The sequence below is a fragment of the Halonotius roseus genome (genome assembly GCF_006861655.1).
Classification (GTDB): domain Archaea; phylum Halobacteriota; class Halobacteria; order Halobacteriales; family Haloferacaceae; genus Halonotius; species Halonotius roseus.
On sequence record NZ_SESI01000002.1, the window covers coordinates 448,181 to 471,833 of the forward strand.

Annotated in this window: 25 protein-coding genes and 1 tRNA gene; 12 read left to right on the plus strand and 14 right to left on the minus strand. The window is 63.9% G+C overall.

Annotated elements, in window-relative coordinates; translation table 11 throughout:
* Positions 1–29 precede the first annotated feature (29 nt).
* The 4 genes from EWF95_RS08405 (at position 30) to EWF95_RS08420 (ending at position 4,742) form a co-directional block, all read left to right on the plus strand.
* Positions 30–461 (plus strand): hypothetical protein, encoded by a 432-nt coding sequence (locus tag EWF95_RS08405; RefSeq protein WP_142443616.1) that lies wholly within the window; start codon positions 30–32, stop codon positions 459–461.
* 279 nt (positions 462–740) lie between these two features.
* Positions 741–2,309 (plus strand): sodium:solute symporter family protein, encoded by a 1,569-nt coding sequence (locus tag EWF95_RS08410; RefSeq protein ID WP_142443617.1) that lies wholly within the window; start codon positions 741–743, stop codon positions 2,307–2,309.
* 124 nt (positions 2,310–2,433) lie between these two features.
* On the plus strand, positions 2,434–3,483 hold the full coding sequence (locus tag EWF95_RS08415; RefSeq protein ID WP_142443618.1) for an AbrB/MazE/SpoVT family DNA-binding domain-containing protein: 1,050 nt from the start codon (positions 2,434–2,436) through the stop codon (positions 3,481–3,483).
* A gap of 152 nt (positions 3,484–3,635) precedes the next feature.
* A complete protein-coding gene (locus EWF95_RS08420; RefSeq protein ID WP_142443619.1) occupies positions 3,636–4,742 on the plus strand; it encodes an agmatinase family protein in 1,107 nt (368 codons plus the stop codon).
* Positions 4,743–4,760: 18 nt separating this feature from the next.
* Here the strand turns inward: EWF95_RS08420 and EWF95_RS08425 are convergent, their stop codons facing one another.
* The 3 genes from EWF95_RS08425 to EWF95_RS08435 all read right to left on the minus strand — a co-directional run bounded on the left by EWF95_RS08425 (position 4,761) and on the right by EWF95_RS08435 (position 7,058).
* Positions 4,761–5,786, minus strand: a complete 1,026-nt coding sequence (locus EWF95_RS08425) for a phosphoribosylaminoimidazolesuccinocarboxamide synthase (protein ID WP_142443620.1) — start codon at positions 5,784–5,786, stop codon at positions 4,761–4,763.
* A 131-nt stretch (positions 5,787–5,917) separates the two neighbouring features.
* A complete protein-coding gene (locus EWF95_RS08430; protein ID WP_142443926.1) occupies positions 5,918–6,163 on the minus strand; it encodes a PRC-barrel domain containing protein in 246 nt (81 codons plus the stop codon).
* Between the two features lie 139 nt (positions 6,164–6,302).
* Positions 6,303–7,058 carry a hypothetical protein gene (locus EWF95_RS08435; protein ID WP_142443621.1) on the minus strand — a complete coding sequence of 252 codons (756 nt, stop codon included), beginning with the start codon at positions 7,056–7,058 and terminating at the stop codon, positions 6,303–6,305.
* 212 nt (positions 7,059–7,270) lie between these two features.
* Here EWF95_RS08435 and cofH point away from each other — a divergent pair, with 212 nt between their 5' ends.
* Positions 7,271–8,674, plus strand: a complete 1,404-nt coding sequence (gene cofH, locus EWF95_RS08440; protein ID WP_142443622.1) for a 7,8-didemethyl-8-hydroxy-5-deazariboflavin synthase subunit CofH — start codon at positions 7,271–7,273, stop codon at positions 8,672–8,674.
* 1 nt (position 8,675) lies between these two features.
* Here cofH and cofG read toward each other — a convergent pair whose 3' ends face one another.
* The 4 genes from cofG to EWF95_RS08460 form a co-directional block, all read right to left on the minus strand.
* Positions 8,676–9,836, minus strand: coding sequence for a 7,8-didemethyl-8-hydroxy-5-deazariboflavin synthase subunit CofG (cofG, locus tag EWF95_RS08445; protein ID WP_142443623.1), 1,161 nt, complete (start codon positions 9,834–9,836; stop codon positions 8,676–8,678).
* Between the two features lie 64 nt (positions 9,837–9,900).
* Entirely contained in the window at positions 9,901–10,545 is a 645-nt protein-coding gene (gene cofC, locus EWF95_RS08450) for a 2-phospho-L-lactate guanylyltransferase (RefSeq protein WP_142443624.1), read from the minus strand.
* Between the two features lie 39 nt (positions 10,546–10,584).
* Positions 10,585–11,763 (minus strand): tubulin/FtsZ family protein, encoded by a 1,179-nt coding sequence (locus EWF95_RS08455; RefSeq protein WP_185911739.1) that lies wholly within the window; start codon positions 11,761–11,763, stop codon positions 10,585–10,587.
* A gap of 310 nt (positions 11,764–12,073) precedes the next feature.
* Positions 12,074–12,973, minus strand: a complete 900-nt coding sequence (locus tag EWF95_RS08460) for a complex I NDUFA9 subunit family protein (RefSeq protein ID WP_142443625.1) — start codon at positions 12,971–12,973, stop codon at positions 12,074–12,076.
* A gap of 125 nt (positions 12,974–13,098) precedes the next feature.
* Here EWF95_RS08460 and tmk point away from each other — a divergent pair, with 125 nt between their 5' ends.
* Positions 13,099–13,680, plus strand: coding sequence for a dTMP kinase (gene tmk, locus EWF95_RS08465; RefSeq protein ID WP_142443626.1), 582 nt, complete (start codon positions 13,099–13,101; stop codon positions 13,678–13,680).
* A 29-nt stretch (positions 13,681–13,709) separates the two neighbouring features.
* On the opposite strand, the gene EWF95_RS08470 is transcribed toward tmk, so the two are convergent.
* On the minus strand, positions 13,710–14,027 hold the full coding sequence (locus EWF95_RS08470) for a hypothetical protein (RefSeq protein ID WP_142443627.1): 318 nt from the start codon (positions 14,025–14,027) through the stop codon (positions 13,710–13,712).
* 142 nt (positions 14,028–14,169) lie between these two features.
* On the opposite strand from EWF95_RS08470, the gene EWF95_RS08475 reads away from it, so the two are divergent.
* The gene (locus EWF95_RS08475; RefSeq protein ID WP_142443628.1) at positions 14,170–14,859 is read left to right on the plus strand and encodes a potassium channel family protein; all 690 of its coding nucleotides are present in this window, start codon (positions 14,170–14,172) and stop codon (positions 14,857–14,859) included.
* A gap of 2 nt (positions 14,860–14,861) precedes the next feature.
* Positions 14,862–15,092 (plus strand): Lrp/AsnC family transcriptional regulator, encoded by a 231-nt coding sequence (locus EWF95_RS08480; RefSeq protein WP_142443629.1) that lies wholly within the window; start codon positions 14,862–14,864, stop codon positions 15,090–15,092.
* 20 nt (positions 15,093–15,112) lie between these two features.
* On the opposite strand, the gene EWF95_RS08485 is transcribed toward EWF95_RS08480, so the two are convergent.
* From EWF95_RS08485 to EWF95_RS08495, 3 genes are all read right to left on the minus strand, one after another.
* A complete protein-coding gene (locus EWF95_RS08485; protein WP_142443630.1) occupies positions 15,113–15,607 on the minus strand; it encodes a DUF5813 family protein in 495 nt (164 codons plus the stop codon).
* A 704-nt stretch (positions 15,608–16,311) separates the two neighbouring features.
* Positions 16,312–16,396: transfer RNA gene (locus EWF95_RS08490), tRNA-Leu, on the minus strand.
* 44 nt (positions 16,397–16,440) lie between these two features.
* Positions 16,441–16,779: a ferredoxin gene (locus EWF95_RS08495; RefSeq protein ID WP_142443631.1), complete on the minus strand. Its 339-nt coding sequence runs from the start codon at positions 16,777–16,779 to the stop codon at positions 16,441–16,443.
* Between the two features lie 90 nt (positions 16,780–16,869).
* On the opposite strand from EWF95_RS08495, the gene EWF95_RS08500 reads away from it, so the two are divergent.
* Positions 16,870–17,949, plus strand: coding sequence for an anthranilate phosphoribosyltransferase (locus EWF95_RS08500; protein WP_142443632.1), 1,080 nt, complete (start codon positions 16,870–16,872; stop codon positions 17,947–17,949).
* A gap of 19 nt (positions 17,950–17,968) precedes the next feature.
* Here EWF95_RS08500 and EWF95_RS08505 read toward each other — a convergent pair whose 3' ends face one another.
* On the minus strand, positions 17,969–19,591 hold the full coding sequence (locus tag EWF95_RS08505; protein ID WP_142443633.1) for an ABC transporter permease: 1,623 nt from the start codon (positions 19,589–19,591) through the stop codon (positions 17,969–17,971).
* A gap of 111 nt (positions 19,592–19,702) precedes the next feature.
* Between EWF95_RS08505 and EWF95_RS08510 the strand changes: the two genes are divergently transcribed.
* The 3 genes from EWF95_RS08510 to EWF95_RS08520 all read left to right on the plus strand — a co-directional run bounded on the left by EWF95_RS08510 (position 19,703) and on the right by EWF95_RS08520 (position 22,721).
* A complete protein-coding gene (locus tag EWF95_RS08510; RefSeq protein ID WP_142443634.1) occupies positions 19,703–20,236 on the plus strand; it encodes a gluconate 2-dehydrogenase subunit 3 family protein in 534 nt (177 codons plus the stop codon).
* Positions 20,233–21,858: a GMC family oxidoreductase gene (locus tag EWF95_RS08515; protein WP_142443635.1), complete on the plus strand. Its 1,626-nt coding sequence runs from the start codon at positions 20,233–20,235 to the stop codon at positions 21,856–21,858. The genes EWF95_RS08510 and EWF95_RS08515 overlap by 4 nt, the downstream gene beginning before the upstream one ends.
* A 215-nt stretch (positions 21,859–22,073) precedes the next feature.
* Positions 22,074–22,721 carry a dolichyl-phosphate hexose transferase gene (locus tag EWF95_RS08520; protein ID WP_246055677.1) on the plus strand — a complete coding sequence of 216 codons (648 nt, stop codon included), beginning with the start codon at positions 22,074–22,076 and terminating at the stop codon, positions 22,719–22,721.
* Positions 22,722–22,786: 65 nt separating this feature from the next.
* On the opposite strand, the gene hepT is transcribed toward EWF95_RS08520, so the two are convergent.
* On the minus strand, positions 22,787–23,224 hold the full coding sequence (gene hepT / locus EWF95_RS08525) for a type VII toxin-antitoxin system HepT family RNase toxin (RefSeq protein WP_142443637.1): 438 nt from the start codon (positions 23,222–23,224) through the stop codon (positions 22,787–22,789).
* Positions 23,224–23,649 carry a type VII toxin-antitoxin system MntA family adenylyltransferase antitoxin gene (mntA, locus tag EWF95_RS08530; RefSeq protein WP_185911740.1) on the minus strand — a complete coding sequence of 142 codons (426 nt, stop codon included), beginning with the start codon at positions 23,647–23,649 and terminating at the stop codon, positions 23,224–23,226. The genes hepT and mntA overlap by 1 nt, the downstream gene beginning before the upstream one ends.
* Between the last annotated feature and the right edge of the window lie 4 nt (positions 23,650–23,653).

A 23,653-nucleotide genomic window follows, 5' to 3' on the forward strand; every position in this document is an offset into this window, starting at 1 on the left:
ACTGTGCCCCAGCGGCGAGAAACAGTGGTGTGGTTCCGTGGCCGATCCGGACAGTTGTCATCCCGCCGCCGATCCGTGCGTCCATCGAGAGCCACGTCGCAACCCACCACCCCAACGAGGCCGGCGGCTTTCTCGGCTGTCGACGACAGGGGCGTCGGCTACGGGCAACCCGCCATATCCCGATCGCAAACGAGTCGACGATCCCGGAACGCCGGTTTGAGACGACCGTCGACGACCGGGTGCCACCGCCGCCACGCGTGTTTTATCACTCCCACACCAGCCCGGAGTCGATCTCGGGGCTTACCCGGATCGACAAACGCTCGATCCCGGAGCCGTTCGCCCTCGTCATCTTCGCCCCACGCGGGGAGGCATTGAGCTACCGCGGGTTCAAACGCGGCCTCCTTGAGTGGCGGGAGCTCCGGGTCGAAGCCGACACGGGCAGACGGCTGGCGCGGCTCTGAGCACTCACCACCGACCGGAACCGCAGTTGATTCTGGGCACTCACTACCGACCGGAAACGTGGTTGTGAGTGTACAAACTGTTTATACATACTGGTACAGATGGGCGTAGTTCATGCCTACACCCGCGGTGCACAAGTAAATATACAAATACAGGCCAGAGCTTTTTATTGATGAACGAATCTCCATCTTTGTCGATAATATGCACGCGAAAGAATGCCGCTTGCGAGAGAGAATAGACAAACACGTATCACACACCGTCGAAACCGGGGTGAGCATTCGATGAGCGTCATCCTCTATGGGATCATCGGCATCATCGTCACGATGCTGGGGATCGGCTTCTATGTCGCCCGGAAGGTGAAAGGTGACAGCGTCAACTACATCGTCGCCGGCCGGGGACTGATCCTCCCGCTGGCGGCGGCGACGCTGATGGCCCAATCGTTGGACTCGAATGCGACATTAGGAAACACGGATCTCGTCGCGTCCTTCGGGTTCTGGGCCGGGGCAGCACTCCCAGTCGGACTGGCGACCTGTCTGTTCCTAACCGGACTGTTTTTCGCCAAGCCGATGAACCGGATGAATCTCACGACGCTGCCGGACTTCTATCGCCGAAAGTACGGCCGGACGGCGGAGATCCTCGCCAGCGTCATCATGTCGGTCGCCTACGCGTTCCTCTTGGCGGGGAACCTCGTCGCCGGCGGCTTCCTCTTTGAGATCTTTGTCGGCACGAGCTTCCAGGTCGGCGTCTTCGTCATCGCCGCCCTCGTGTTGGCGTACACGGTTGCTGGCGGCCTGTTTTCGGTTGCCTACACCGACTTCCTGCAGGCCGGCGTCGCCCTTGTCGGCTCGATCGCGCTCATCATCTTCGTGACGAGCCAGTACGGGCTCACCATCCCCGAGGGGATGGGGCCGACAAACCTCGGACAGCTAACCGACCCGAGTCAGGGTGCCTACATCAACCTCGCCACCATCGTCGCCCTCGGGCTGGGTGACATCGTCGCCATCGACTTCATGGAACGGGTGTTTGCGGCTGACAGCCCCGAAACCGCCCGAAAGGCTTGCTTCATCGGCGCGGCCGGCACGCTGATCATCGGAATTCCGTTTTCGATCGTCGCGCTGTCGGCGAACCCGATCCTTGCATCCCTCGGCGTCGAAAGCGGCGGACAAGCCGTCCTCTACACGCTGTTGCAGAACGCGGTGCCGCCGTGGCTCGGCGCGCTCGTCATCGCCGGCATTCTCGCAGCTTCGTTCTCAACAAGCGACGGGGCGATCCTTGGCACCTCGGCGGTCATCGCTCGCAACATCGGCAACATCCGCGTTGACGAAAGCGAGGCGGTCGCCACCGACGGCGGCACGAGCGACGACGACAGCGACGACGGACTGCTCGGTACCGACAGCGACAAGTTGCTGACAGTCACCCGGCTGATGTCGGTTCCGATCACGCTGCTTGGCATCTTCTTCGCCATTCGGGTCTCGGCGACCGGGATGTTGCTCGTGTTGGCGTTCGACATCATGCTGGCAGGCGCGTTCGTTCCGCTGGTAATGGGACTCTACTGGCCGGATATGGCGACGACCCCAGCCGCGCTGGCCTCGATGGTCGGCGGCTCGCTGACGCGGCTCGTCCTGTTCGTCCTGGTTCCAACCACCTACGCCTACGAGAACACGCTGCTGTACATCGAAAACGACATCTTCACCGCCTCCTTCGACGGGCTGCCGACGTTTATCGCCGCTGGGGTCAGCCTCGTTGTCTTCGTCGCTGTCGCCTACGCCACGAAGGACAGCTACGGCGTCCGCACCCTCGACCGCGACGGCCGCCGCACCATCGTCGCCGGCGGCGAGGACGAGGAGTAACAGCAGCTGTTTTCGGATTTTGGCTTATAGTTATTGAACCGAGTACCCTGACGTTTATACAATACAAGTACGATTGCTTTTTCAGCCACATGGTTTCGTATACACAACTTCTGAGGTGCCATAGATGAAAGGTGACGATCGGCAGATCCGCCGGAAAGCCCAGCAGTTGGGTTCATCAACATTGGCGGTAACGGTGCCGGCCGAGTGGGCCCATCGCCACGACCTCATGAAGGGTGATGAGCTGATCGTTCAGCGCGACGAAAACGGCAACTCGCTGCTCGTCACGCCGGCCCAACCCGCCTTGACCGAGACCGAAACGACGATCTCCGCCGACACGATGAGCGCCGACGCGCTCTCGCGGGCGGTTGTCACCCAGTATGTGCTCGGTCGCGGGTTCATCCGGATCGAGGCCGACGAGGCGCTCACCGCGGCGCAGTACGACGCCGTTCTCGATGCCGAACGCCGGCTGATGGGGTTGGGGATCGTCGAGGAGTCGGCAACCCACATCACCATCCGGTGTTCGGTCGATCCCGACGACTTTGATCTGCCGACGCTGTTCGGGCGGCTGGGCCGTACCGAGGCAACGATCCGCTCAAGCGCGGTCGACGCGCTGTTGGCGGCCGACCCCGAGGCGGCCCGCCGGGCGCAGGATCGGAGCCCACAGCTCGAAAAGCTGTTTTCGCTGTTTCTGCGGCTCGTGTTTACGACCTACCGGAACCCTCAGCTCAACCAAGCCGTCGGTGTCGGCTCGGGGTTCCCGCTGATCGGCTACCGCTCGGCGGCCCAGGATATCGCCCTGATGGCCGGGATCGCCGACGAGATCGCCACCATCGCCGCCGAGGAGATAACCGAGCCACTGGACGACGAGGTCGCCGAAGGAGTCACGTCGGTACATGAGGCCCTTGATACGGCCGCCGAAACTGTCAGAGACGCCGTGATCGACCCGGAGTACAGTCAGGTAACAACCGCCCGCGAGCGGCTCAGACGGTTCGACGAGGCCTCAACGGCTGCCATCGACCACCTCGAAGCCGCCCGGCCGGAGCCGCTGCTCGCGCTCCACCGGTGTCATCTCCTCTTCGAGCGCAGCGCGCGCCACACCGAGGACACCCTTGATGTGGCAACGCATCTCGCCTTCCGGGAGAGCCCGGATGTCGTCACCCAGAACGGTCATTAAGGAATATAAGGTGACTCAAACTGTTCGAGTTTGCACCTAATCACCCCGATAGCTTGAATACCACCCAAGAAACGCTTTAGTATAATCTGAATCTCCATCGGAGTGGGCAACAACGAGTCACCGCAGGCTCGGGATTGCACGAGACAACAACTATGACAGACGACCGATCAGGCGAAGACATCTACGGCGATCAGTATAAGGAATCAAACGAGCCCATCTTCAGCGGCATCCCAACCTTCCTCAAGCTGCCCGAGGTTGACCGCGACGAGCTGGCCGAGGAGGACGTCGACATCGGCATCATCGGCGCGCCGCTGGATACGGCGACGACGATCCGTCCCGGCACCCGCTACGGACCGCGTGCGGTGCGCGCGGCCTCAACGGTGCCCTCGCCGCCATACGAGCACTTCAACATCGAAACCGGTGTCGACCCCTTCGACACGTTCAGCGTCGCCGACACCGGTGATGCGGCGGTCTCACCCGGCGACACCCGACAGAGCCAGCTCAACATCGAGGATGCCGTCGCCGAGATCAGCGAGCAGGCAACGCCGATCGTCATCGGCGGCGACCACTCGATCTCCTACCCCGACATCAAGGGATGGGCCGAGGCCAACGATTACGACGACATCGGCCTCATCCACTTCGACTGCCATGCCGACACCGGCGACGAGGGGCTGACCGGCTTCGAGTACGACCACGGCGCGTGGGTCAAGCGAGTTTTCGATGAGGGGATCATGGACGGGGAGAACTACACCCTGATCGGCCCGCGTGGCTTCTGGCCCGGCCCGGACACCTATGAGGAGATGCGCGAAGCCGACATGAAATGGTACACCTCGATGGAGGTCGGCAACATGGATCTCGATGAGATCGTCGCCGACGCCGTCCAGCGGGCGACCGACGGCACCGACGCGGTCTGGGTCTCCTTCGATGTCGACGTGATGGAGCCAGCCTACGCGCCCGGTACCGGCGAGCCAGAGCCTGGTGGACTGATCCCCCGAGAAGCGATCTACATGGTGCGTGAGGTCGTCAAGGCCCTCGATCCCGAGGACTTCGGCTTCGATATCGTCGAGGTCTCGCCGGCCTACGACACCAGCGACAGCAACTCCTACAACGGCGGCGTCACCAGCGGGCTCGCCAACCGCCTCATCATCGAGGTGATGGGCAGCATGGCCCTCGCCGAGAAAGGACTTGAGGAGGGCTCACCGATCAAACCGAAAGAGCCGCTCGGCCCGACCGAGTCGCCGCAGGCAGCCGACGACTGATCGACGACAACCGCAGTCCTACAGCCCTTTTATCGCCTCAACTGCGTCGTCCAGCAGCGGCGCGTCGAACCACTCATCTCCCGTGTATGCGTTGGCTCCGGCCGTGTACATGTCGGCAACCGCAGTCAGCACCGAATCGGGCAACGTGATCGGGTCGATCTCACAGAGCGGCCGCCAGTCCGCGCCGTCGGCGTCGGCGACGTTTTTTTTCGCCGCGGCGACAGCCTCAACCCAGTCCGGCTGTTCGCGCTTGTAGTACTGCCGGATCACCTCCTTCGAGAGCTGGTGGCCGTCGACCGAAAACCGGTTTTCGTCGAAGGTGCCCACCACGTCGGCGACGCGAACCTCGCCGTCGGCGTAGAGACACTCGATCTTCCCGTCCTCGTGGGTGAATCCCGCGGCGGCGGCCTGCTCGTTCAACAGCTCGTTGACCGACAGCGCGATCGATTCGAGGGAACCGATGTCGGCGACGCCGGCGATGTCGGCGGCCTCGGCGCGGCTGAGATACCGATCCTGCTCCTCGTATTTGGTCGAAAACTCGACGACCGGGTCGGGCAGTGCGACCTTCTCGTCGGGCCACTCGTCGGTATCGAGGCCGTACTCGCGGGGGTCGCCACGTTTGCGGAGGCTGGAGCCGACCGGGACGGTGTTGCGGAAGACGATCTCCAGTGGGATCAAAAAATGGTCGCCGACAGCGTCGTGGTAGGCGTCGTAGCCGTATCCAGTCCGGCTGTCGTAGGGGAGATCGGGCACCTGCGTGAGTTGGATCGCCATCTCGGTCGGCGGGGCCGCACAGTCGGCCAACCCAACGATCTCGCCGTCGGCGTCAACAACACCCTCGTAGTGGGTCGACACGCCGGCGTCGGCGAGGTGTTCGAAGTTGAACGCGCCCATCGTACAGAGGCTGGCCCCCTTTTCGGGGATCGCGTCGGGCATCTGTCCCCAGTCGAAGACGGAGTAGGCGTCGGTAAACACGAACCGGCCCGCGCCGAGATCGGTGGCGGTCGGCTCGCGGTCGATCCGAAACTCCTTGACGCTGGTCATGCCACAATCGGCGACGGCCGGGTGTATCAATCTTGGCTCTTCGGTGTAAACACACGATGCGCGCTGGGCGGCCGGTGAGGCCACTGATTCGTCGAACGGGAAAAAAGGGTCTCCCCGCGGCTACGGGGTGGTTAGAACTCGTCTTTGAGTCGGATCTCGTCGTCGGTGACGGTGTGGATTCGCTCCTCTTCGAGCGGATAGTCGTCCTTTCCGGCACCGCCCCAGCCGAGCTTCGAGCGGATCGTGTCGGTGAGCCCCGGATCGGCATCCACGTAGGCGGTGCCGGATCTGACCTCCGTGACTCTCCCGATCGTTTGTCCCATGGAATCAACTACTGCTTTACCCTGATCGTCGTCGGTAACGTGGTTTCGATCCATCGCATCCTGACGGATACCGCCGGCAAGCATTGTTATAGAGGTGGTATCCGGACGACCGAGATAGTAACGTCGCGTTTCAGCAGGTATGGCGGCCATACACCGCGGTATTCTCGCGTTTCGGTGTTACTCGTCGCTCCCGTCAAGTCGCTTCCGTCGAGTCGTTCCCGTCAAGTCGCTCGACCAGCGGATCGAGGTGATCGATACCGACCACAGCGACGATCGCGTCACCGCGGAGTGCCGCAAGCCGGGTCGCCATCGCCGCCTCGCGGGCGTCGTCCTCAAGACGGGCAGCCCGCGAGCGGCTCGCGGTTCGAAACGCGCTCATAAACGAGCGGGAGCGACGAACCTGCTCGCGCTCGTCGCGGGCCTGCTCGGCGGCGGTGGCCGTCGGGTCGATATCGTGAGGCGTTGGCGTGTCGACATCGAGACGAACCGCGGTGTAGGCCCCGATGGCCGCGGCAGCCCGACAGCGGAGCGCGTGCTCCGTCGTTTCGATGACGTTGTCGACGACGTTTCGTACTGTCTCCCACGACGGCCGCTCACGAAGCACGGCTCGACCCAACCGCCGGAGGAAGCCGCCGGTGGGTCGGTCGATGCCGACGGTGGTCTCGGATTCGGCGGCCTGGATCGCCGCGCTCATCTCGCCGCCGAAGCGCGGCGGGGTTCGGTCGGTCGCCGCGTACTGCTCGAACAGCGGCATCGATATCGGCGGCAACTCCAATGCGAGGGCAGCGGGATCGACGCGCTCGATGACGTGTCGAACCCGGTAGCTACTCGCCGGGTGATCGTGGACGACGCCGACGAGCGTCAGCGTCCCGTCGTCGCTCGGGAGCTGTCGGACGTACTCGCCGGTCACCCGCGGATCCGAATCGAAGTCGACTGAGAGACCATCCATTGGTACCCGGAACTACCGTCTGTTAGCGTGTGATTACTTGAACCCTTCGTTCCGGTGTAAATAAGCCGGAACAGCCGCTCATGGCCGAGTAATCCTGTGCTACCGGTCGGCTGTCGAGCGGCTGGGGTGGCGGCAATCTCACCACCGATCGACACCGGCGGCCCCCGCCGGCGACCGACCGCTTTTTACTGGCGACGGCCAACCCTCCGGTAATGAGCCGCCGGTCGGCCGCCGATCTCAACGCCGACGACATCAGCTTCGAGCACACCGCCGAGAGCGATCAGGCCTTCGAGAACGCCCTCGCCAAGGCACGGGACGGCAACCGACTCACCGTCGACGACGCCGTCGAACTCCTGACGACCGGCACCGACCGCGACGGCATCGACCACGAGCGCAAGGAGAGCGTCCTCGAACTCGCCGACCGCCGACGGGCCGAGGAGGTCGGCGACGACGTGACCTTTGTTGCTAATCTCAACAACAACGTCACCACCGCCTGCAACGTCGGCTGTCTGTTCTGTAATTTCAAGGACACCGCCCACCAGTTCGAGGCCGACCACGACGCCGACCACGCGGGCTTCACCAAGACACCAGCCGACTCCCGGCGGATCGTCGACGATGCCCTCGATCTTGGTATCTCGGAGGTCTGCTCGGTTTCGGGGCTCCATCCTGCCTTCGCCCTCAACGACGAACACCACGAGATCCTCGCGGGCTACGACGAGCCAGCCCGCGAGGTCAACTACAAACCACCCGCGGTCTACGAGACCGATCCCGGCACCTACGTCGACCAGATCGACGCGATGTCGGTCGACGGGATTCACGTTCACTCAATTACACCCGAGGAGGCCTACCACGCCCGCCGGGGCACCGACTGGAGCTACGAATCGGTCTACCGCCGACTCCACGATGCTGGCCTCGATTCCGCACCCGGCACGGCCGCCGAGATTCTCGTCGAGGAAGTCCGCGACGTGGTCTGTCCCGGCAAGATCAGCAGCGACGAGTGGATCGAGGCGATGGAGGGCGCGATGGCCGCCGGCCTCGACACCACGGCGACGATCATGTACGGCCACGTCGACAACGCCATGCATCGGGCGATGCATCTCAAGCGCGTCCGCGACCTCCAGGATCGCACCGGCGGCATCCGCGAGTTCGTTCCCCTCTCATTCGTCCACCAGAACACGCCGCTCTACGAGCACGGCGTCGTCGACGGCGGGGCCAGCGACGCCGAAGACGAGCTGATGATCGCGGTCTCGCGGCTCTTTTTCGACAACATCGACAACATCCAGAGCTCGTGGGTCAAATACGGCGACGCGAAGGGGCTCAAACTCCTGAACTGCGGCGCGAACGACTTCATGGGAACGATCCTCTCCGAGGAGATCACCAAACGCGCCGGCGGGAGCTACGGCGAGTTCCGGAGCGTCGGCGACTACGTTGAGATGATCTCCGCCATCGGCCGCCGGCCCGTCGAGCGCTCAACGGACTACCGGACGAAACGGCCGATCAGCGTTGCCGGCGACAGCGACGACAGCGATGACAGCTACGGGCCGACGCTCGGGCCGCGCGCTGACGGCACGCCGATGATCGAACCGGCCGAGGAGACGCTGGCTGCCGACGACTGACTCACGGGTATGCAGCCGGCTGCCGTGTGCGGCCGGCGACAGCACGATACTGACGCCCGGCATCACTGTCGGCCGTTATCGCGTCCCGAATCCGCAACGACAGCCACGCGTCGGTGTCGGCGGGATCGGTCGCGGGCGCGACATCGGCACGCCGAACCGCCGTCGGCAGATACCGGTCGTACACCGGCAGTCGCTCGTACAGCGGGAGGCCAGCGTCGTCGGCGATCGAGTTGAGTTCCTCCAAGGCGGGCCAGGCGTAGTCGGGGTTGATGTGGTCGTCGGTGACCGGGGAAACACCGCCGAGGTCGTCGACGCCGCAGTCGATCAGCTCGCCGGTCGGCGAGAGATTTGGGGGAACTTGCACCGAGATCTCCTCAGGCAGGGCGACACGGGCCATCGCCACCGCCCGGCGCATCGTGTCGACGGAGGGCTGGTCGAAATCGGATCGCTCGTTGGGGACGACGTTCTGGACGATCACCTCCTGGATGTGGCCGTATCGCTCGTGGAGCTCGCGGATCGCAAGCAGGCTCTCGGCGCGATCACGCCAGGTCTCACCGATGCCGACGAGCAGGCCCGTCGTGAACGGGACGCCCGCACGGCCCGCGGCGCGGATCGTGTTGAGCCGCTGGCCGGGGGTCTTCCGGCGGCCGCCGCTGTGAGCGTCAACGTCGGCTGTTGTTTCCAGCATGACGCCCATCGACGCGTTGACATCGCGGAGGGTGTGGAACTCCGATTCGGTGATGTCGCCGGGATTCGAGTGCGGCAGCAGGCCCGCATCGAGAGCGATCTCACAGGCCGCAGAGAGGTAGTCGATGATCGAGTCGTACCCCCACTCGTCGAGCTGGTCGTGAATCTCGGTGTAGCGATCGTCGGGTTTGTCGCCGAAGGTAAACAACGCCTCCGTACAGCCGGCGTCGACGCCGGTTTCGACGACATCGCGGATCGCCGCGGGCGACATCAACGTCGCCTCGCCGGGCACGTCGTAGTAGGTGCAGTAGCTACAGGTGTACCGACAGGCGGTCGTCAGCGGGACAAAGACGTTTCTCGAAAAGGTGAGTTCGGTCGGCGGCCCAACGTCACTCGGCGTAACGGCCAGCAGGTCGGCGACGGCCGACTCGTCGACCGCGATGTCGATGTCGTAGTCGTCGGCCGCCGGGAACATACCGAGGGTCGGGGCGGGGGGCGCAAAAACCGCTCGGCTGCGGTCAGCCCCGCCGCCGCCCCGCTCACGACCGCCGAACCCCGACCCGGCCATCGCCCGTATCGAGTTCAACGCCAGCCTCGACGAGCCACTCCCGAGCCGGGCCGTCGCCGTGGATCAACACCTCGGCGAGGTCGCTCGGCTCGTCGATATCGGTTGCGAGCTGGCGGGAGTCGACGGTCTCAACGGTCGCGCCGAGATCGGCGGCGATCTCGTGGTGATCGAGATACGACGCGCCGTGGTAGTCGACCCGAAACGCCGGCTCCCGAACGACGAGCGCGTTCGTCCCGCCGCCAAGCCCGGGTGCGATGGCGATATCAGCGTCGTTGCCAGCGTCGTCGCTGGCGGCGATAAATCGGCGGATGGCGTCCGGCGTTGCCAGCGGGAGGTCGGCCATCACGATCAGCGTCGGGGGCTCGGTGGCCGCCAGTTGATCGTTGACCGCGGCCGTCAGTGGTTGGTCGTCGACAACGACCGCGGTCGACGCCGGCAGCGCGGTGTCATCGAGGGAGGCCGTCGAAAGCACCGTCGGCTCGTAGCCAGTTTCGTGGAGTGTCGCACACACGGAGCGCAGCATCACCCGCGCAAACGCGGCGCGTTCGTCAGCGGTAAGCACGCTGTCGAGGCGTGTTTTCGGATCGACAGCGGCGAATGGGATGAGGCTACGCATAGCTGAGAGGAGTGATGAAAACGGAGCCGCGAGGACGGCTCAGAACAGCGATTCGAGCTCGTCGCTGTCGTCGTTGACAAGCTCTTCGAGATTGTCGTCGCTTTCCTGATTGATTTCTTTGATATTATCCTGAGCCTCGATGGCGACCTGCTGGAGCTCCTTGATCCGGGGGACGTTCGTCACGCCCGACAGCAAAACGACACCGGAGACTCGTCCGGTGGCCTTCGTCGGGTAGTCGCCGCCGCGAACCTCCATGCTGCCGGTCTGCTCTTCGAGCCATTTCCGGCCGCGCTCGATCCCTTTCCGGTTGAGATAGTTCGGTGGGCCCGCGAGCACGACCAGTGCGCGCTCGGCTCCGTCGATCTCACAGGGCAAGGTCAGTCGCCCGAGTGCGGCCTTCCGCACGAGGCTTGTGATCCGGTTTGTCGTGTTGGCGGTGTCGAGTTCCTCGGCACTGTCGTCGCCGGTAAAGCGCGAAAGTAGCCCGCCGGACGAGGAGACCTCAACCTCCTCCTCGGCGAAGCCGATCGTCGAGACCCCACCGCCCGAAAGCGTGTTGATGATCTCCGAGGAGTCGACGACGCTTTCGGCGACCTCCTCGCCTTCACCGACCTCGCCGGCACCAAAGAGGATGCCGAACCGCCGGACGATCTCGCTGTTGATCTCCGCGTAACCGCCCTGGACTGATTCGCCGGTTTTCCGCCAGGCGTCGTTGTCGAAGACGAGCAGGTTGTCGACCTCGCGGACGAACGTCTGGAAGGATCGGGCCGCGTTGAGCGTGTAGATCCCACCCTCGTCGCTGCCCGGCAGCACACCGAGGCCGTAGACCGGCTCGGTGTAGATCCGCTTGAGGTGTTTGGCGATGACCGGCGCGCCGCCGGAGCCGGTGCCGCCGCCGAGCCCGGCGACGACGAGGAAGGCGTCGACCTCGTGTACCGGGATGCTGTCGATCGCCGACTGGATCTCGTCGATATCCTCCTCGGCGATCTCCGCGCCGAGTTCGTTGTCCGCGCCGACACCATGGCCTTTGACCCGTGACTGACCGATCAAGATGCGCTGATCCTCGGGGATGCGATCTAACCCCATCAGGTCGGCCTTCGCGGAGTTGACCGCGACGGCCGCCCGGACGATGTTAGAGCCCGTCTCCTTGTCGTACTGGAGGAACCTGTCAACGATCTTCCCACCGGCCTGTCCGAAGCCGATCATCGCGAGTTTCATGTGGTACGCTCCCTCTCCATTAGTAACGATAGAGAACGAAAAAAGTGATAAAGCTTGTGGCTGCGCTGCTCGGATCGGTCGTTCACAGTTCGTGCGATTGTGTGTCGTGAGACACCAACACACAGCGGAAATAGCGGGATAGACCGTTCAAAAACACCGATTTTATCAGTATTCGGTTCCGAGTAAGGATTTCATCGATAATGTCGGTCAACGCACATTTTCGCTTATTTACCCCGGTATATATACCTGGGCTGACATGGACTGTTGGGTTGACATGGGCTACTGTGTTGCAAGCGCGCGACGAACGGCGTTACACGCCCAGATAGTCGGCGAGCGTCGTCAGATCAGCCTCGTCGACACCGAAGGCACCGATATCGTTGTCGGCGGTCGTGTTGTCAAACTGCAGCGAGCGGTACTGATCGGCCCCCATCGGGAACCCTGGGATCTTCCCGCCGAGCGTGAGGCCGACCCCAGCAAGGGCCATCGGCACCGAGACGATCGAGACCGATTTCTCCTCGGCCTCGTAGACCATGTTGGTGATCTCCCGGAGTGTCAGATTGTCGGGGCCGCCGAGTTCGTAGGTCTCGCCGACATGGGCGTCGTCGGTGAGTGCTTCGGCCAGCATCCCGACGAGATCGTCAACATGGATCGGCTGGAACCGGGTTTTGCCGCCGCCGGGCAGCGGATAGATCGGAACACCGGGCGCAAACATCCCCTTGAGCTTCTTTGTGAAGGAGACGAACTCGCCGCCGTCGCCGAAGACGACCGAGGGTCGGATGATCGTCCAGTCGAGATCCGAGTCGGTGACGTGGGTCTCGGCCTGGCCTTTCGCGCGGATGTAGGCGGTCGCGCCGTCGGGGTCGGCCCCGAGCGCGCTCATCTGGAGGAAGCGGCCGACGCCGCCGGCCTCGGCGGCCCGCACGAGGTTTTCGGTGCCGTGGCGATGCACCTCGTCGTGCATCTTATCGCCACCCTTCGGCTTGAACAGCGGCGAGAGCGCGACAAGGTTGACGACGGCGTCGTGGCCCGCAACCGACGATTCGATGGAGTCGTAAGCGGTGATATCGCCGCTAGCAGTCTCGACACCGTCCGGGAGTGCGTCGCTGTCGGGGTTGCGGGCTAGTACAGTTACCTCGTGGTCAGCATCGAGCAGTTCGGGGACGAGGTGGCTCCCAATAAAACCGTTTCCGCCGGCGACTAGGATGTCCATACCGTATCTTATCACCGAACCGACCTAAAAGTAGCGCGTGGCTCGCGGTGACCGAGGTGGCGAGCAGCCGCCGGAGCGTCGCCGCGGAGCGAACGGTTGATAGGTCGGCGCGCGGAGTGGCCTGTATGCTCGTAACGCTAGAGGGGCTTGACGGTAGTGGGAAGACGACCGTCTGGGAGTCCCTCCAGGAGACGTACCCCGATGCCGTCTTCACCCGTGAGCCGACCGAGTCGTGGTACGGCGACGCCGTCTACCGATCGATCAACGCCGACGACGCCGACCCGCTGGCGGAGCTGTTTCTGTACACCGCCGACCATGCCGACCATCTCTCCCGTGTCGTGCGGCCGGCCCTCGCCGACGGCGACGTTGTCATCTCGGATCGCTACAGCGACTCCCGGTATGCCTATCAGGGGGCAACACTGGCCGACGGCGAGATCGACGACCCCCTCGACTACGTCCGATCGATCCACGAACCCTTTACCCGCCGCCCGGATCTGACGATCTACCTCGATATCGATCCCGAAACCGCCGCCGAGCGGAGCGGTGGCACGAACAAATTCGAGCGAGCGGCGTATCTGCGGCAGGTGCGGGACAACTACGAGCGACTGATCGATGCCGACCCCGAACGGTTTGTGCGGATCGACGCCAGTCAGTCACCCGAGGCGGTCGCCACGGCGGTACGCGAGCAGCTCGCGGCGATCCTGTAAGACCATCGGCGACCGTCGACGGCCGGATTTTACTGTCGCTGGGGAAGCTCAACGTCCTCCGGTTGGGCAACATAGAGCAGATCGATGGTCATCCCGAGGGCGACCGGCAGGCCGATCAGGATGGCGAAGACGACCAGCGGCGAGCCGAGGTTCGGCCCCAGCCCGAGCGCGCCGGTGACCACCAGCGTCGAGAGAAAGAAGGCGATCGGCAACAGCCCAAGCGAGTAGCCGATCCAGCCGGCCTGTGTATCCAATCGGAGCCGGAAAAACCGCGTCATGACCGCCGCGAGGATCGTGTGAACGACCACAAGCCCGAAAAAGACGCCGTAGTTGATGACTGCGAGCATACGCCGACTACGTGATGCGGACTCTTTGCGGTGTCGACTGGGATATTGTCGCAGTCAGAGACTGGATATTGTCGCAGTCAGAGACTGGATATTGTCGCAGTCAGGGATACAGTTATGCGGGCCGAGCGTGTTAGACAGCCACATGGAATTTGTTATCATTGGGGCCGGGCGTGTCGGCCTCCGAACCGCCCGCGTCCTCCGTGAGGAAGGCCATGATGTAACGGTAATCGAGGCTGATCCGGCGACCGCCGAGCGCGGCCGCGAGGCCGGCTTCGACGTGATCGAGGGCGACGGCTCCCGGGAGTCGGTGCTCGAATCGGCCGGCGTCGATGCGGCCGACGCGGTCGGCGCGCTGACCGGCGATCTAAACGTCAACTTTGCGGCCTGTCTGATCGGGAAACACCACGGCTGCCGGACGGTGATGCGGATCGACGAGGACTACCGCGAGAGCATCTACCAGCAGTACGCCGACGAGGTCGACGAGGTCGTCTACCCCGAGCGACTCGGCGCGATCGGCGCGAAAAACGCGCTTCTCGGGGGGTCGCTGACCGCGATCGCCGACGTTGCCCAAAATCTCCAGATCCTTCGGATCACGATCACCGAGGAGTCGCCGATCCGCGGCTACACGCTCAGCGAGGTCGCCCTCCCCTCGGAATCCCGCATCCTCGCCTTCGGCAAAGGCGACGAGCCGATGGGGATCCCGCTTCCCGACGACTCCATTGAGGCGGGCGACTCACTCGCCGTGTTGGCTGACTTCTCGGAGTTGGCAGCGGTACGCCAGCTCCTTGTCGGCGAAAAACCGGCCACCGCGGTCGCGGCGGGAGGTGCCTAACGATGGTGACCGCCTACGTCCTGATCAAGGCAAACACAAGCGAGGTCGACCGCGTCAAATCGACCATCGAGAGCTTCGAGGGGATCGAACGCGCCGATGTCGTCGCCGGCGACGTGGATTTCATCGCCACGCTATCGGTCGACTCGCCGGCGGCGGTGAAGGATATCGTCGCCACTGGGATCGGTTCGATCGACGGGATCGAGGACACCCAGACCTACATTGCGATGACCTGACAGGCGACAGTCCCGTCTGCTCAGTTGCTGCCACCGGCCGCCCGAGCCTGTTCGAGCAGCCCCGCGACCGGGTCGGTGTAGGTGTAGCCCGGGATGATCCCCTGGACGTAGGTACCCTCGACAAAATCGATGAGCGCGGCCGCATCGTCGACGCCGCGCTCGACGTTTCGATCGGTGAGTGTGGCGGTGACGACGGCCTCGCTGCCGTCGTGGCTGACAGCTGGCGTGAGCTCTCGCTCGATGCGGAAGATCGCCCCAACGTCGGTGACACGCCGCTCGAAGGTCTCATACCAGCCGTCCTCGACGATCGGCGCGAGGTCGTCGTCGGTTACCGTACTGAGCATCGGGACGATCACCGTCACAGTGAACGAGACGCCGTCGTCGGTTGACTCGGCATCGACAACGCCATCGAAGGCGGTCGTCGTCGAGACAAACGTTGTCTCGGCATCCGACTCCGAGTCAAACGCGCGGTGGGAGTCAACAGCGCGGGCGAGCCCATCAGGTGCGGGTGACATGGGATATCGAAGGGGCCGCGGCGAAAAAAGCCCTCTCTTCGGGCGGCGTCGGCGACAGCGGTGCTCGCCGAACCCGGAATCATTAAGTATTGTCCACGATTAACCACAGGTGACGCTTCGCTTTGGAGGGCCGAAGCGTCAGCGGGGACCAATCTGAGGCACTTCGCCTACGCGGGACTTTTCTTGCCGCGTGGGCGGTATTGCCTTTTCACAACACGATCAACAGAGAGCGACAGGATACCCCACTGGCACCGCCTCATTTTAAATACCTGGAAGGTAATTATCAGATAACGCCTGGTGCAGTTACGGTTCAGGCGGGGTCAACCATGTTCAGCACGCACGCACACCGTCGGAAACGGATAGAGACGTTCGTAGTATACATCACGATGGCGTTTGTCGCAGCCATCGTTGCAGGATACCTGTCACAGCAATTGCTCCAACTGATGGGGCTCTGAATCGGCCGCGGTTACAACACCACCGAATCCCATTTTTATCGCGTCGAAACCGACAGACACCGATGGCTGTCGTCTGGGTATGAACGGCGATAGAGGGATTCGAACTGCGAAAGACGGGATTCGAACCACGGTCGCTCCCACCACACTCATGCGAGGGAAGGGATTCGAACCACGGTCGCAGCGAAGCTGCTCCCTGTTTCGAATCCTTCCAGAACGATACGCGGCCCTCACTATCGTTCGGGCACGCGATGCGAGGGAAGGGATTCGAACCCTCGGACCCCTACGGGAGCGGGTCTTAAGCCCGCCGCTTTTGGCCTAGCTCAGCCACCCTCGCGCGTCTATCCGTTCTCCGATCGCACAAAAGTCGGTTTCGATTAGTTACCAGTCGACGCTCAGCGTCCCGTCGCCGTGAGGATCAGGCGCGATCTCGATGTCCTGCTCGCGGTCGATGATGTGAATCACGCCGCGATCCTTCTTTGCCGGACACAGCTCGGCGGCCCGGATGTTCTCATCGAGTTCGGATTCATCGAGAAAGTACGCTCGGGGGTTGGCAACGCCGGTTTCGAGATCAAGCTCCCAGTTGCGGGACGCCTCGGCGCATTTGCCCGCGCCAAAGCATTTGTTGGCCTCAAAGATGATCTTGTACGGTTTCTCCTCGATCGGTGGGGCATCCTCAACGGCCCCCACATCGCTCGGACGAGGGCGATCGTCACTCATGAACCAACATTGTCGCTGCGGGATCTTTCGTGTGTTGGTTTCGGCGGCATACAGCGGGAAGCTTTTGGATTCGACAGACAAACCGGTGGTATGTCCAAACAGATGGCGACGTTCGGCGAGTGGCCCCTGAAACGGTTGATGACGGAGGTCTGTGGCTCCGGGCACAAATCCGCTGACGATCTCACCCGCGAGCAAGCCCTGGAGGCCTTCGAGCGGATCATCGCCGGCGAACCCGATCCGACGACGCTGGGGGCGTTCTGGCTGTCCAACCGCTGGAAGCGCAACACCCCGACCGAGCTGGCGGCCTACACCGACCTGATGTGTGAACACGTCGACACCGCCGCGCCGGACTGCGATCCCGTCGACTGCGGTGCCAACTACGACGGCAAGGGCCGGTCGGCGATCCTCGGTGTCGGCGCGGGCGTCGTCGCCGCCGCCGCGGGCACCCCGGTCGTCGTCCACTCCGGCGACCGCGTCCCGACACAGAAACAGGACGCCTACAAACACGTTCTCGACGAGCTCGGCGTCCCGACCGAGTTGAGCCCCCAGACCTCTGCCAAGATGGTCGATGCGACCGGGTTTGGGTTCTACTACCAGCCCGCGTTCAACCCCACCGTCGACGAGCTGTTCGATCGCCGCGATCAGATGGGCGTCCGTACCTTCGTCAACACCATCGAGACGCTGGCCAACCCCGCCGACGCCGACGTGCATCTGGGCTCGTTTTACCATCTCGCCTTTGCGAAAAAGATCGTCGAGACATTCCAGGAAAGCGAACACCACGACCTCGGCCGCGTCCTCATGTTTCAGGGGATGGAAGGCTACGACGATATCCGTCCTGGGCTCACGAAGGTTGCTGAATGGAATGCGGGCGACAGCGATGACGAAGCCACGTTCGATGATTTCGAGATCGAAACCGCCGACTACGGGATGAACTTCGACAGCGAGGATCTCCACGTCGACGACGTGGCCGCCGACTCCGCGACGATCACCGAAGCGGTGGTGGCCGGCGAGCGCGACGACCAGTTCGCGGATGCGATCGCGCTCAACGCGGCTCTCCGGATCTACGCCCGCGAGGATGTCGACTCCCTCGATGCGGGGCTTACCGCCGCCCGCGACGCGATCGCCGACGGGAGTGCAGCCGCCGTCCTCGATGATCTCCGGGGGTTCTGATCGGTACCGGCGATCTGGATCAACGGTCCTGGCGCAACAACACGAGCATCGAGAGTCCGGAGACAACCAGAAGCAACAGCGACGGCACCACAGCGTACTGATAGAAGGCGTTGGCTTGGGCGCGCCAGATCAATGTCACCAGCGTTTCAAACCCTGTTGGCCGGAGGATCAGCGTCGCCGGCAGCTCCTTCATCGTCGTCAGAAATACCAACGCGCCGCCGGCGACGATCCCAGGGGTGACCAACGGCAGCGTGACCGTCCGAAAGGCCCGCAGTGGCGTCTCCCCGAGCGTTCGGGCGGCCTCGACGAGCTGGGGATCGACCTGCAGCGTCGAGGTGCGGATCGAGCCGACCGCCTGCGGCATAAACCGGACAACGTAGGCGAAGATCAACAGCGGCACCGTCTGGTAGATCGACGGGATGAGCGGGAGATCCAGCCCGTCGAACCCGGTGGCGAAAAAGACCAACGCCAGCCCCAGCACGATCCCCGGAACAGCAAAGCCGACGTACGTTGCCCGCTCGAAGAGCCGCGCGGCAATGGAGTCGTCTCTGGCCGCAAGGTAGGCGACCGGGATCGAGACGATGACGGCGACGAGCGCGGCGGCGGCGGCGATGCCGACAGAGTTCGTCACCGTCGACAGTTGGAGAGCCAACTCATCGCGGGCGGTGAAATCGGCGGTCACGAGCCACAGCCCGAGGATCCACAGCGGCACGAGCAGGGCAACCCCCGCGACCGTCGCCGGCAGCAGGGTCGCCGGCCACCGCCAGACACCCAACTCGATCGGCTGTGTCTCGTCGGCCGTGCCGACGCCCTCACCGTGGCCACCGGTTTCCTCCCGCAATCGGGATTCGATGGCGAGAACGACGAGAACGATCCCCAGCAGTTGCAGCGAGAGCAGCGAGGCGTAGTCCTGACTGAACGTCTGGAACTCGACGAAGATCTGCCGGGTAAAGACGGGCAGCCGCATGATCGCCGGCGTCCCGAAATCCGACACCGCGTACAACGCCGACAGCAACGCGCCCGCGGCTATCGCCGGCCGGACGTGCGGCAGCGTCACCCGGCGGAACGCCTGCCACCGGCCGTGGTTCAGCGTCCGGGCGGCCTCCAGCAGCGTCGTATCGAACGATAACAGCCCGGCGCGGGCTGTCAGATAGACGTACGGATAGGTATAGAGTGTAATCACCAGAATCGAGCCGGGCAGACCGTAGATTTCCGGCAGTCGCTCGACCCCGAGCGGTTGGAGGATCTCCTGAAACTCACCGCGCGGGCCGAACGCCGAGACGAACGTGAACGCGCCGATGTAGCTCGGGACGACAAGCGGGAGGGCGACGATGATCGACCAGAACCGGCGGAACGGGAGGTCGGTCTGGACGGTCAGCCACGCCAGCGGGACGCCGATCAGGATCGAAAAGACGGTAACGCCGACCACCAACAGCAGCGTGTTTCGGAGGATCCCGATCGTCGCCGGGCGGGCAAGGAGCTCCCACGCCCGCCCGGGCTCGACGCGGACGGCTTCAAGCACCAGCCACGTCAGCGGCACCAACAGCGTCGCCGCGATCGCGCCGGCCAGCAGCATCAGCCCGACCGGGCGGTCGGCGTCGCCGTCGGCGATGGCACGGAGTCGGTCGAGACGTGAGGTCATCGGTTGAGAGGTAGCTGAGCGGAACCGCTCCGGCGGGACAACCGTGTCGGTTCCGGCCTGTCGGCGGTCGGATTCCAACGGATATAAGGTTTAGGTTTGCCTAACTCCGCCGTGAAACTGACCCGCCGCGACGCCGCCGCCGCGCTCGCCGCCCTCGGAGCCGGCGGCGCGGCCGTCGCTGTCGGTCACAACAGTGAGGACGGTCGCCGATCCGACGACGACCTCGACGAGGCGGCGATCCGCGAAACGATGGTCGCCGCCGCCGAGGTGCTGTATCCCGATGCTGTCACCGGAATCGACGACTTTGTCACTACCTTTGTCGACAGCCGGCTGACCGGCGAAACCCACGCTGCCGGTGTCGCCGACGCGGTCGCCGCCGTCAACGACCGCGCCGAGTCGTGGTACGACGACCGGTTTGCCGCCCTCGACGCCGACACGCGCGATTCAGTGCTCCGGGAGATGGCCGCCGACACCGCCGAACCGCGCCGCGAGGGCTCGACCGCCGAGGAAGTGCGGTACTACGTCGTCAACGAGCTGTTGCTCGCGCTGTATTCCTCACCGACCGGCGGCGAGTTGGTCGGTATCGAGAACCCACAGGGGTACGCCGGCGGGGTCGACAGCTACCAACGGGGGCCGCAGGCGTGAGCGGGCGACCGCCAGCAGAGGATATCGCAAACAGCGCGGGCGCGACCGACCGCACCCCAGTCGACGACGCCGACGTGTGTATCGTCGGCGCGGGGCCGGCCGGCGCGCTCGTCGCCGACCGGCTGGCCGACGCCGGCCACGAGGTCGTCGTGCTCGAAGCCGGCCCGCGGTTCGATTTTGACGACCGCCTCGCCCGCCAAGAGAAGGCGATCCGACCCACCTACAGTCGCCCTGACGTGTGGGACAGCGATCCCGAACGCGACGCTCACTCGAACTCCGGGGAGTGGTTCTACCCGCTGAACCATGCCCGCGCTCGCGGCGTCGGCGGCTCGACGCTCCACTGGCAGGGGATGGTGATGCGGCTCCACGAGGCCGATTTCAACAGCGCAAGTGAGCGGGGTGTCGGTACTGATTGGCCCATCGACTACAGCGACCTCCGGCCGTACTACCTCGCTGCCGAGCGTGCGATCGGCGTCGCCGGCGGCGACAACCCCTTCGCGCCGCCACGCGAGGAACCCCGGCCCATGCCGGCGTTTGAACCCTCCTACAGCGACAGTCTGTTTGCGGAGGCCTGCGACGAACTCGAAATCGCCATGCATCCGGTGCCGAACGCGCGCAACTCCGAGGTCTATGACGGCCGCAGCGGGTGTGTCGGCTACGGCACCTGCCAGCCAGTGTGTCCGTCCGGTGCGAAATACGACGGCACCGTCCATATCGAATCGGCCGAAGAGAAGGGCGTGACCGTCATCGACCGCGCGGCCGTCCAGCGGCTCGAACACGACGCCGACCGGATCACCGCCGCGACCTACGCGACGCCCGAGGGCGAACACCGGCAGGAAGCCGACACCTTCGTGATCGCCGCCGGCGGCGTCGAAACCCCGCGGCTGCTGTTGCTCTCCGAATCCGAGCAGTATCCCGAGGGGCTAGCCAACTCCAGCGGGCGGGTCGGGCAGTTCTTCATGGATCACCTCTTCGCCGGGATGGGTGGCACGCTCGACGAGCCGACCCGGCAGAACCACGTCGGCTTTCTCACCAGCGAAACCCACCAGTTCTACGACGACGCCGACGACGAGTTTGCCCCCTTCAAACTCGAATTCTTCAACTACGCCGGCCCGTCGCCGGTCGAGATGGCCCTCACCGGCGACGACTGGGGCGACGACCTGCTAAAGCGGCTGCAGGACGGCTACGGCACCCACATCGCCATGGGCGGGCTGGTCGAACAGCTCCCCCGCGAGGACAGCTACATCGGCCTCGACGAATCGACGACCGACAACCACGGTAATCCGGTGCCGGATGTTCACTGGAACGTCGGCGACCGCGCGCTGCGCACCATCGAACGCGCAAACGAGATCCAGCGATCAGTTCTCGAAGAACTCGGCGTCGAGATCGAATGGACGGCCGGCCCCGACAGCACCGGCCCGGCCTACCACCACATGGGCACGACGCGCATGAGCGACGATCCGGCCGACGGCGTCGTCGACGCCGACTGTCGCACCCACGACCTCGACAACTGTTGGATCGCCTCCAGCTCGGTGTTTCCGACGAGCGGCGCGATGAACCCGACGCTGACGATCGCCGCCCTCGCGCTCCGGGTCGCTGACACCGTCGATGAAGCGTTGTGACGCCGCCACGCCGCCGCTTTAGGGAAACCTAAAATTATAAACCGGAGCGGCCGAAACGGCGGGTAATGAGTCACGGATTGCAGCACGAGGGAGAGGCCGAGCCACGAACGAACGGAGCCGAAACCGCCGACAGCGATGTCGATGCCGACGCCGATGTCGACGACGACGCGACCGCCGAGCCCGGCGAGTTCACGTTCGACGACCTGAGCGTCGTGATGGGCACCTACAACGAGGAGGCCGCTATCGGCACCGTCCTCGACGATATCGAGCGCATTACCGACGGCAAAGCCGAGGTCGTCTGCGTCGACGGCTCCTCGGATCGCACGCCGGAAATCGCCCGCGAGCACGGGGCTCGCGTCATCGAACAGGAGCCACAAGGCTACGGCGTCGCCGTCAGCGCGGCAATCCACGCCGCCGACCGGCCGGTCGTCGTCACGACCGATTGCGACGACACCTACCCGATGGAGCAGCTGCCCGAATTCCTCGCGGAGATCAACGACGGCGCGGACGTTGTCAGCGGCGACCGACTCTACTACGGCGCGGAAGCAATGCCCGGCTTTAATCGGTTTGGCAATCAGGTCTTTGCGGCGATTGCGAGCGTGCTGATGGGCGAGCGCGTCCACGACACGACGACCGGAATGCGCGCCTATCGAAAGGAGGTCATCGAGTCAATCGAGTGGACCGAAAACACCGGCCTCTCGGCGGAGCTCCTCATCCGGCCGCTCATGCGAGGCTATGAGATCCGCGAGGAGCCGATCAGCTACGCCGAGCGCGCCGGCGAAACGAAGCTCGATCCGATTCAGGGCGGCGCGGAGATAGCGAAATCGATCGTCAAAGTCTGTCTCGAAGAACGGTTCCGGTAGGACGGCGGTTGCGGTTCAGACATCGACTGCTACTCTTTTCGTTGGTGCAAGACGTGGGTGCGCACTCAGTTATCTGTCAGCGTCGCACGAACTTCGGTCAGAAACGTCGGAAACCAGTGAAGATCTGATTGCAGGTGTCGATAGACTCGTTCGGTATCGATATCGTGTCCGTAGGTATGTGCGAGGACGTTCCGAAAGCGAGCTGCTTCCTGCATCGCCGCTGTTGTCTCCTGTGAAAGGATGTCGACCTGTCCGAGTTTGGCAAACGTTTCAGCGTTGGCCTCAGGGACGGAACCGGACACTGATTTGAGCAGTAACTCGGCGATATCGATACACGCCTCTAAGGCGGTCTGAAACTCCCGCTCGACAATCGCCTGCTGTTCTCGGTCGGCGAGATACGCCGACAAACTAAGCGATTGCTTCCGTGACAGAACCGTCACCGCTTCCTCGATGTACTCGACTTTCTCAACGATCCTCGATTCGGTTTCGTCGTCGAGAGCCATCAGACGAGTTCATTCAATCGACCGAGTGCGTCGTCGAACCGTTCACGACGCTCCGTGCTGGTTGAGTGATCGCGTTTCCGTTCGAACCGCGCTCTAAGCTCTTCAACCCGTTCGGAATCCCCGACAAGAACCATCCCGCTATCCAGCGCCGAGTAGCCGACTGCTGGCCGCACGGTCTGCAGGTTGATAACGTCGACATCGTCAGTGCCGAGCGCGCGGCTGAGATCGACACCGAGCTCCAACCGCGCTTTGAACTGATCTTCGACTGACGGCAGAAACTCGACAGCAACATCGATATCGCTGTGGCGTCCGGCTGCGCCGGTGGCCTGGGAGCCGAACAACACGCCAAGCCGTATCGGATGCTCAGCAAGCACCGCTTGGAGGCGGTCGCGTGTCCGCCCATCGAGTGTGCCACCAGATCCCATATGT

What these genes read in the sequence shown, in the direction of transcription:
- EWF95_RS08410 (WP_142443617.1), top strand. Translation starts at nt 741, where the DNA reads ATGAGCGTCATCCTCTATGGGATCATCGGCATCATCGTCACGATGCTG.
- EWF95_RS08415 (WP_142443618.1), top strand. Translation starts at nt 2,434, where the DNA reads ATGAAAGGTGACGATCGGCAGATCCGCCGGAAAGCCCAGCAGTTGGGT.
- EWF95_RS08420 (WP_142443619.1), top strand. Translation starts at nt 3,636, where the DNA reads ATGACAGACGACCGATCAGGCGAAGACATCTACGGCGATCAGTATAAG.
- EWF95_RS08425 (WP_142443620.1), bottom strand. Translation starts at nt 5,786, where the DNA reads ATGACCAGCGTCAAGGAGTTTCGGATCGACCGCGAGCCGACCGCCACC.
- EWF95_RS08430 (WP_142443926.1), bottom strand. Translation starts at nt 6,163, where the DNA reads ATGGATCGAAACCACGTTACCGACGACGATCAGGGTAAAGCAGTAGTT.
- EWF95_RS08435 (WP_142443621.1), bottom strand. Translation starts at nt 7,058, where the DNA reads ATGGATGGTCTCTCAGTCGACTTCGATTCGGATCCGCGGGTGACCGGC.
- cofH (WP_142443622.1), top strand. Translation starts at nt 7,271, where the DNA reads ATGAGCCGCCGGTCGGCCGCCGATCTCAACGCCGACGACATCAGCTTC.
- cofG (WP_142443623.1), bottom strand. Translation starts at nt 9,836, where the DNA reads ATGTTCCCGGCGGCCGACGACTACGACATCGACATCGCGGTCGACGAG.
- cofC (WP_142443624.1), bottom strand. Translation starts at nt 10,545, where the DNA reads ATGCGTAGCCTCATCCCATTCGCCGCTGTCGATCCGAAAACACGCCTC.
- EWF95_RS08455 (WP_185911739.1), bottom strand. Translation starts at nt 11,763, where the DNA reads ATGAAACTCGCGATGATCGGCTTCGGACAGGCCGGTGGGAAGATCGTT.
- EWF95_RS08460 (WP_142443625.1), bottom strand. Translation starts at nt 12,973, where the DNA reads ATGGACATCCTAGTCGCCGGCGGAAACGGTTTTATTGGGAGCCACCTC.
- tmk (WP_142443626.1), top strand. Translation starts at nt 13,099, where the DNA reads ATGCTCGTAACGCTAGAGGGGCTTGACGGTAGTGGGAAGACGACCGTC.
- EWF95_RS08470 (WP_142443627.1), bottom strand. Translation starts at nt 14,027, where the DNA reads ATGCTCGCAGTCATCAACTACGGCGTCTTTTTCGGGCTTGTGGTCGTT.
- EWF95_RS08475 (WP_142443628.1), top strand. Translation starts at nt 14,170, where the DNA reads ATGGAATTTGTTATCATTGGGGCCGGGCGTGTCGGCCTCCGAACCGCC.
- EWF95_RS08480 (WP_142443629.1), top strand. Translation starts at nt 14,862, where the DNA reads ATGGTGACCGCCTACGTCCTGATCAAGGCAAACACAAGCGAGGTCGAC.
- EWF95_RS08485 (WP_142443630.1), bottom strand. Translation starts at nt 15,607, where the DNA reads ATGTCACCCGCACCTGATGGGCTCGCCCGCGCTGTTGACTCCCACCGC.
- EWF95_RS08495 (WP_142443631.1), bottom strand. Translation starts at nt 16,779, where the DNA reads ATGAGTGACGATCGCCCTCGTCCGAGCGATGTGGGGGCCGTTGAGGAT.
- EWF95_RS08500 (WP_142443632.1), top strand. Translation starts at nt 16,870, where the DNA reads ATGTCCAAACAGATGGCGACGTTCGGCGAGTGGCCCCTGAAACGGTTG.
- EWF95_RS08505 (WP_142443633.1), bottom strand. Translation starts at nt 19,591, where the DNA reads ATGACCTCACGTCTCGACCGACTCCGTGCCATCGCCGACGGCGACGCC.
- EWF95_RS08520 (WP_246055677.1), top strand. Translation starts at nt 22,074, where the DNA reads ATGGGCACCTACAACGAGGAGGCCGCTATCGGCACCGTCCTCGACGAT.
- hepT (WP_142443637.1), bottom strand. Translation starts at nt 23,224, where the DNA reads ATGGCTCTCGACGACGAAACCGAATCGAGGATCGTTGAGAAAGTCGAG.
- mntA (WP_185911740.1), bottom strand. Translation starts at nt 23,649, where the DNA reads ATGGGATCTGGTGGCACACTCGATGGGCGGACACGCGACCGCCTCCAA.